Genomic DNA, 6537 nt, shown 5'->3' with positions numbered 1-6537 from the left:
GGAACAGGTCGCCGGACACCGCCACCTTCACCGGCACCGGCTGGCCGGCGGGCAGGCGGACGATGGTCTCGCCCGACGGAGCCGCGCCGGCGCGGTAGTCGGCCAGGGCGGTGACGGGCAACTCGGGCGGCAGGCTGGAAGCGGCCACGCGGTGGGCGACGAGGGGTGCCGCCAGCACCGCCACTGTCCACCCGATGGACTGCCCGAGGCGGACCACGAAGGGGCGCGCGCGGCCGTGGTCGAGGAGCAGCGACAGCAGCGGCAGTCCGATGCCGAACACCGCCGCGGCGATCCACTTCATCGTCTCGAAGGGCAGCCGGGCGACGAGGCCCGCCACGCCGATGGCGATGATGATGCCGCCGGTCCATTCGAGCACCTCTTCCGAGAACAGGCCGTGGACGTACAGCGCCAGCCCGATCATCACCAGCCACACGGTGCACAGCATGTAGCCGCCGCCGTAGAAGAAGGTGGCGAAGGTGAACAGCGTGCCCACCGCCATCAAGAGCCACAGCAGCTTGACCACCTGGCGGTGGATGAACGACCACGTCTCGTCCCGCGCGGCCTTCACGCGGCGGGTCAGGTGCCAGTCGGCAAAGCCGGTGCCGCCCAGCGCCGCGGCGAGCAGCAGCAGCCAGGCCACCGCGCGGCTGGCGGTGTCGGGGATCTGCTCGGCGGTGAATACCAGATCGCTCGCCGTGAACAGCCCGGCGCCGGCGAGGCCCCACAGGATCAGGCTGTGGCGCTCCATGCGCAGGTTGCGCTGGCCGCGGGTGAGCATGGACTGGATGCTGTCGAGCTGGCGGGTGATCGGGTCGGCCATGACTTGATATTCCGTACGGTTTTACTCTGTGATTCAGAGTCTATAACTCTGAAATTCAGAGCGTCAACCACTGCAAGGTCACGGCCCCTTCCCGGTCGGCCCTGAGCCGCTACAATGCCGCCTCTTTTCCATCAGCACGGATGTACCCCGCCATGTGGTTCCGCAACCTCCAGATCTACCGTCTCCCCGAAAACTGGGCGCTCACCGCCGACACGCTGCAGGAAAAGCTCGCCGCCCGTCCTTTCCAGCCCTGTGGCAGCCAGGACATGGCGAGCCGCGGCTGGAGCTCGCCCACCAAGGACGACCGCTTCGTGCTGCCGGTGAAGGGCCATTTCCTCATCTCGCTGGCCGTCGAGCAGAAGCTGCTGCCCTCGTCCGTCGTCAATGACGTGGCCGCCGACAAGGCCGAGATGATCGAGGCCCAGCAGGGCTACAAGCCCGGCCGCAAGCAGATGAAGGAGATCAAGGAGGCCGTGCTCCAGGAGCTGCTGCCCCGCGCCTTCACCCGCCGCCGCCGCGTGTTCGCGTGGATCGACCCGGTGGGCGGCTGGCTCATCATCGACGCCTCCAGCCCGGCCCGCGCCGAGGAAGTCCTCGAAGCCCTGCGTGACACCCTGGACGAGCTGCCGGTGAAGATGGTCAAGACCAAACTGTCGCCGGTGTCGGTGATGACCGGCTGGCTGGCCGCCAACGAGGCCAGCGGCAACTTCACCATCGACCTGGACTGCGAGCTGCGCGCCGTCACCGACGAGAAGGCCGCCGTGCGCTACGTGCGCCACGCGCTGGACGGCAAGGACGTGCAGGACCACCTCGCCGCCGGCAAGCTCCCGACGCGCCTCGCGCTCACCTTCGACGACCGGGTGAGCTTTGTGCTGACCGAGAAGATGGAGATCAAGCGGGTCGCCTTCCTCGACATCATCAAGGAGGAAGCCGACAAAAACGCCGAATCCGCCGACATGCAGATGGAGGCCGATTTCGCCCTGATGAGCGGTGAACTGTCCCGCCTGATCCCCGCGCTGCTGGAGGTGCTGGGGGGTGAGGACAAGGAAACGGTGATCTGACCCGCAGCCGGGCAGCCGGCGTCAATCAAAAGTGCCGTCAGGTGTCGGAATTTTTAACACCTGGCGGCATTTTTACGTCCGGCGGCCGCCCGGCGGTGCCCAGAGTGGGTATCTGACGATTTTCTCAAATCGTTGATTTTTATAAATACCCAAACCGGGTTCACGGTTCGGGCGTGTCCCCGAAAAGCCCATGGCTCAACGCTCTTGACCATTTTGGGCAACAAGACCCTCGCGGCAGGACAGGGGCATCTTGTGTTTTTTGGCATGGCTTATGCTTCTGTCTGGATATCGCTCGCCGGAAGGCTGGCGCGCGCATTTCTGACCGCATCGGGAGGGTTTTCCATGTCGAAAAGCACTGAATCTCCGACGTTCGCGGGCGCGCGCCTGCGGCAGCTTGCCGGCGCACTGGGCGTGGCCGGCGCGATGTTTGCCGCGGCGCCGGCCCACGCGCTGCTGGTGAACATGCAGAACTTCAACAGCCTGGCCGACTTCACCCTCAACGGCGTCACCGCCACCATCGACACCGGCGGCGTGGGCGTGGTCGGTCCCAATGTCGGCGACGAGCGGGTGCTGCGCCTCACCAACAACTACGCCCAGTCGGGCAGCGCCTTCCTGACCAACGCCATCTCGCTGGCGTCGGACGCGTCCTTCTCGAGCTACTTCGAGTTCCAGTTCACCAACCAGGGCGGTGGCGGTGCCGACGGCATCGTGTTCACCGTGCAGACCGTGGCCAACACGGCCGGCGGCGGTGGCGGAGGGATCGGCTACGACGGCCTCGCCAACAGCGTGGGCGTCGAGTTCGACAACTGGGACAACGGCCCCTGCGACGGCAACAACGGCAACCACGCCGGCATCAACCTTGCTGGCAGCGTGTGCTCGGTGGCGCGCGCTGACACCCTGCCGGCCCAGCTCGACAGCGGCAGCATCTTCCACGCCTGGGTGGATTACAACGGTGTGACCGACAGCCTCGAGGTGCGTCTGGCCCTCAACGACACCCGCCCGGCGGCCGCGTTGATGAGCTACACCGTCGATCTGGTGTCGGTGCTCGGCACCACCAACGCCTTCGTGGGCTTCACCTCGGGCACCGGCGCGGCGACGGCCGACCACGACATCCGGCGCTGGGTGTTCAACAGCGAATTCGCCCCGGTGGTCGACCCGACCAATCCGGGCGGCGGCAGCGTGCCCGAACCCGGCACCCTGGCCCTGATGCTGAGCGGTCTCGGCTGGTTGGGGGTGCGTCGTTTGCGCGGCTGAGTCAGCCCCGGCTCAACCGTCCGGCGGCCTTGCGGCCGCCGTTTTTCATGGGCGGGTGGATTCGTCGAAGCCCATGAACTGCGCGGTGAAGCGGGCCTTTCCGGTGGCGAGGAAGCGCTGGAAATCCCATTCGCCGGGGCCGAGCCGGCTGGCGAATTCGGGCTTGAAGACGTAGGTCCAGGCGGCGAGCGAGCGGCCGTCGGCGGTGCGCACGCTTACCTGCTCGCGGCTGTATTCGATGCCCTCGAAGTGGTCGAGGCGCGGCCACGCGGATTCGGGCAGATCAAGGTAGAGCACGCCTTCGACCCGCTCGCCAGGGGCGGGCACCATGCCGGGGTATTCCTCGCCGGTCACCGGCGAGCGCCGGAAGCCGTCGAGGGTGGCGGCGACGAAGGGTGCGCGGGCGGCGCACACGGCGCCCATGATGTCCTCGCACATCAGCGAGCCGTAGGTGAAGCAGTGGGTGGGGGACGGCATCGGGGACTCCGGGGAAAGGTCAGGATGCGGGCAGGAGGCGCTCGCGCAGCACCGCGGCGGCGCTGTCGGTGGCCACCAGGATCAGCTTGAGGGTGGCCCGGGTGGCACCCACGAAGAGGCGCCGGATGGCGGCGTCGTCGAGGGTGGTGAAGTCGATCTCGGTGAGGATCACGCAGGGCGCGGCGCGGCCCTTGAAGCGGTGCACCGAGTCGATCAGGACGTCGCCGTCGGTGAGGATCGGGTTGCCCAGCAGGTCGTAGCGTCCGGTGGGCGCCTTGAGCGGGAAGTTGCCCAGCCGGGTGAGCGGCGTGAGGCGCGAGTGCTCGCGGCCCCGGTAGGTGACGAGGGCGATGTGCGGCCGCTTGAAGCCGAGCCCGACGGCGCGGGTGAGGGCGCGGGTCGAGGCGGCGGCGAGATCATCCGGGCCGGTGTAGCTGATGATCTCCACCTCGGCGCCTTCGATCGGGCTGCCGGCTTCCACCCCGCGGCCGGGGAGCAGCCGGTTGAGGCTGGTGAGGATGTCCCGCGGGCTGCGGTAGTTGGTGTCGGCGTGGAGCACGACCCAGCCGGGCAGATCCACCGGCGGGCGGGCGTAGAGGTTCTGCAGCGGGTCTTCGAGCCACCAGGCGCGGCCGCCGGGGCGCAGGAAGCGCAGCAGGTTGCGGGCCCAGCCGGCCTGGAAATCCTGGCCTTCGTCGATGATGAGCTCGTCCACCTGCTCGGCATCGGCGGGCTGGAGGTCGTCGAGGGCGGCTTCGAGGCGGGCGAAGGCATCGGGCCGGGTGAAATCCGGCGCCTCGCCGCGGGCCCGCAGCAGCCGGTCGGCCAGCTGGTGGTAGGTGACCACCACGCCGCCGGGCGGGGCGATCAGCGCGATGTGGTCGGCCAGCGGGCGGTTGTAGCACACGTACATGGGCTGCCTTCCGGCGGCCAGGGCGTCCCGGTAGGCGGCCATCGCCAGCTGGGTCTTGCCCGATCCGGCGGTACCCACCACGCGCAGGCGGAAGGGCGTGAAGTCGATCCGCCGCGCCCAGTCGGCCAGCCCGCCGGCGAGCCGGGTGTACAGGGCGTGGGCCTCGCCGACGATGGCGTGCACTTCGGGCACGAGCGCCAGCACGTCGCCCAGGAAGCGCTCCACCTTCGCCCGGTTGATGAGCCGCGGGCCGCTGGCGGGCAGGATGGCGCGGATCACCTCGACCAGATACTGGCGCCGGGTGGCGTCCACGATGCGCGCCGGGTCGATGCCGGCGGTGCCGGGCGCCCGCACGGTGTAGTCGGGGCAGAACAGCAGGGCGTCCACCTCGATGGGCTCGCCGTCGCACACGGCGCGCAGCCGGTTGGTGAGGGCGTCCACGTTGCGGGCGAGCTGCATCGCCACCTGCTTGTCCTTCTGGCCGTAGCGTTTGACGAGGCCGCCCGGGGTTTCGGCCAGGAAGCCGGATTTCTGCTCGACCAGCAGCAGCTTGCCGGTGGGGCCGACGATGGCGAAGTCGATCTCGCCGACGATGGCGTGGCGGCCCTGGTGGATGCGCGTCCAGTGCACGCCGTGGAAGATCGTGTAGTCGTCGGAGAGGCCGTCAGCGAGCTGGGCGAGGGTCTCGATCTCGCGCTGGGCGGCGCCGGTGGCGGCCAGCTCGCGCCAGCCTGCGGGATGAACGATGGCCATGATTGGGGGGCGGAATGTGGTAGCGTGGCCCGGATGCCGTCCGGGCAGCCGGATGTGCCCCATTCTGTCAGAAAGGAAGCCCCTGATGCGCTATCGCAACGCCTTTGCCGCGATCGTCCTCGGCCTCGCCGCCAACCATGCCAGCGCCGACGAGGTGGGCTGCGTGACCACCACCTGGAAACTCATCGGCGCCAACCACAAGGTGTGCGTCGAGGCCTTCCACGACGCCAGGGTGCCCGGCGTGACCTGCCACGTGAGCCAGGCCCGCACCGGTGGCGTGTCGGGCAGCCTGGGCCTCGCCCAGGACCCGTCCCAGTTCTCGCTGGCCTGCCGCCAGACCGGCCCGATCACTCTGCCCGCCAAGCTGCCCGAGAACGAAGTGGTGTTCTCGGAGGACACCTCGCTGGTGTTCAAGGAAACCCGCATCGTGCGCATGTTCGACAAGGCCAACAACACGCTGGTGTACGTCGCCATCAGCCGCAAGCTGATCGACGGTGCGCCGGCCAACAGCATCTCGACGGTTCCGGTGATGCCCTGGGGCGCGAAGTAGCGCCGGATCGGCCGGTTCAGGTTCCGTCGCGGGTCGGCGGCACGCTGTCGGTCTCGGGGTCGATGTCGAGGCCCCAGTCGCCGAAGGTGTACCAGTCTTCGCCCAGCATCTCGGCCGGGTGCAGGGTGCGGCCCGAGCCGTTGCCACAGGCGAGGGCGTCCGTCGGGCAATACTTGTCGCAGCCCCAGCAGATGCGCTCGGGGTGCTTCGGGTGCAGGGGAAACTTCTTGGCCATGGCGTGGCGCTGGAGTAGTTGAGTGTTTTGCTCGGATATCGGCAGCTTACCCCCGCCAGCCGGACGCGCTTTGATCCACGCTAACAAAACGCGGCGCTGGAGCCCGTCGGCAGTGCGATCAGCCCTGCGCCGTTGATACCCGTCAAGGTCATGGCGCCCGGGCGGCGGTGACAATCGGGTCATCCCTTACCGAGGCTGCCGTCATGTTCCGCATCTCCGCCTACCTCCGCGAAATCGCGGCGCCCACGCCGATCGGGCCGAAGCGCAACCCGCCGGGCCCGGTGGTGATCTGGAACCTGATCCGCCGCTGCAACCTCACCTGCAAGCACTGCTACTCGATCTCGGCCGACAAGGATTTCGCCGGCGAGCTTTCGACCGACGAGATCTTCCGCACCATGGACGACCTCAAGGCCTTCCGGGTGCCGGTGCTGATCCTCTCCGGCGGCGAGCCGCTGCTGCGCCCCGACATCTTCG

General features: G+C 68.4%; 8 protein-coding genes. 4 read left to right on the top strand and 4 right to left on the bottom strand.

From position 1 onward, the window contains the following. On the bottom strand, positions 1–820 hold an 820-nt coding region (locus tag Q0672_RS00080), incomplete at its 3' end, for a hypothetical protein (RefSeq protein WP_298618529.1). Positions 821–972: 152 nt separating this feature from the next. On the opposite strand from Q0672_RS00080, the gene Q0672_RS00075 reads away from it, so the two are divergent. Together Q0672_RS00075 and Q0672_RS00070 are read left to right on the top strand one after the other, a co-directional pair. Beyond that, positions 973–1881, top strand: a complete 909-nt coding sequence (locus Q0672_RS00075) for a recombination-associated protein RdgC (RefSeq protein ID WP_284189362.1) — start codon at positions 973–975, stop codon at positions 1879–1881. 342 nt (positions 1882–2223) lie between these two features. Continuing rightward, positions 2224–3135: a PEP-CTERM sorting domain-containing protein gene (locus Q0672_RS00070; RefSeq protein WP_298618526.1), complete on the top strand. Its 912-nt coding sequence runs from the start codon at positions 2224–2226 to the stop codon at positions 3133–3135. A 45-nt stretch (positions 3136–3180) separates the two neighbouring features. Here Q0672_RS00070 and Q0672_RS00065 read toward each other — a convergent pair whose 3' ends face one another. Continuing rightward, positions 3181–3612 carry a gamma-glutamylcyclotransferase family protein gene (locus tag Q0672_RS00065; protein ID WP_298618524.1) on the bottom strand — a complete coding sequence of 144 codons (432 nt, stop codon included), beginning with the start codon at positions 3610–3612 and terminating at the stop codon, positions 3181–3183. A gap of 19 nt (positions 3613–3631) precedes the next feature. Beyond that, positions 3632–5278, bottom strand: a complete 1647-nt coding sequence (locus Q0672_RS00060; protein WP_298618522.1) for an ATP-binding domain-containing protein — start codon at positions 5276–5278, stop codon at positions 3632–3634. An 85-nt stretch (positions 5279–5363) separates the two neighbouring features. On the opposite strand from Q0672_RS00060, the gene Q0672_RS00055 reads away from it, so the two are divergent. Then, the gene (locus Q0672_RS00055; protein WP_153162520.1) at positions 5364–5828 is read left to right on the top strand and encodes a CreA family protein; all 465 of its coding nucleotides are present in this window, start codon (positions 5364–5366) and stop codon (positions 5826–5828) included. A 16-nt stretch (positions 5829–5844) separates the two neighbouring features. On the opposite strand, the gene Q0672_RS00050 is transcribed toward Q0672_RS00055, so the two are convergent. Beyond that, the gene (locus Q0672_RS00050; protein WP_153162519.1) at positions 5845–6063 is read right to left on the bottom strand and encodes a DUF3079 domain-containing protein; all 219 of its coding nucleotides are present in this window, start codon (positions 6061–6063) and stop codon (positions 5845–5847) included. 203 nt (positions 6064–6266) lie between these two features. Between Q0672_RS00050 and Q0672_RS00045 the strand changes: the two genes are divergently transcribed. Continuing rightward, a partial coding sequence (locus Q0672_RS00045; RefSeq protein WP_298618518.1) for a radical SAM protein occupies positions 6267–6537 on the top strand: 271 nt, incomplete at its 3' end.

It is taken from the genome of uncultured Zoogloea sp., from assembly GCF_937894855.1.
Lineage (GTDB): Bacteria > Pseudomonadota > Gammaproteobacteria > Burkholderiales > Rhodocyclaceae > Zoogloea > Zoogloea oryzae.
The sequence above is the reverse complement of the archived record's forward strand: the minus strand, read 5'-3'. Positions and strand labels throughout refer to the sequence as shown.

Coding starts and splice junctions, on each gene's coding strand:
- Q0672_RS00075 (WP_284189362.1), top strand. CDS start 973: ATGTGGTTCCGCAACCTCCAGATCTACCGTCTCCCCGAAAACTGGGCG.
- Q0672_RS00070 (WP_298618526.1), top strand. CDS start 2,224: ATGTCGAAAAGCACTGAATCTCCGACGTTCGCGGGCGCGCGCCTGCGG.
- Q0672_RS00065 (WP_298618524.1), bottom strand. CDS start 3,612: ATGCCGTCCCCCACCCACTGCTTCACCTACGGCTCGCTGATGTGCGAG.
- Q0672_RS00060 (WP_298618522.1), bottom strand. CDS start 5,278: ATGGCCATCGTTCATCCCGCAGGCTGGCGCGAGCTGGCCGCCACCGGC.
- Q0672_RS00055 (WP_153162520.1), top strand. CDS start 5,364: ATGCGCTATCGCAACGCCTTTGCCGCGATCGTCCTCGGCCTCGCCGCC.
- Q0672_RS00050 (WP_153162519.1), bottom strand. CDS start 6,063: ATGGCCAAGAAGTTTCCCCTGCACCCGAAGCACCCCGAGCGCATCTGC.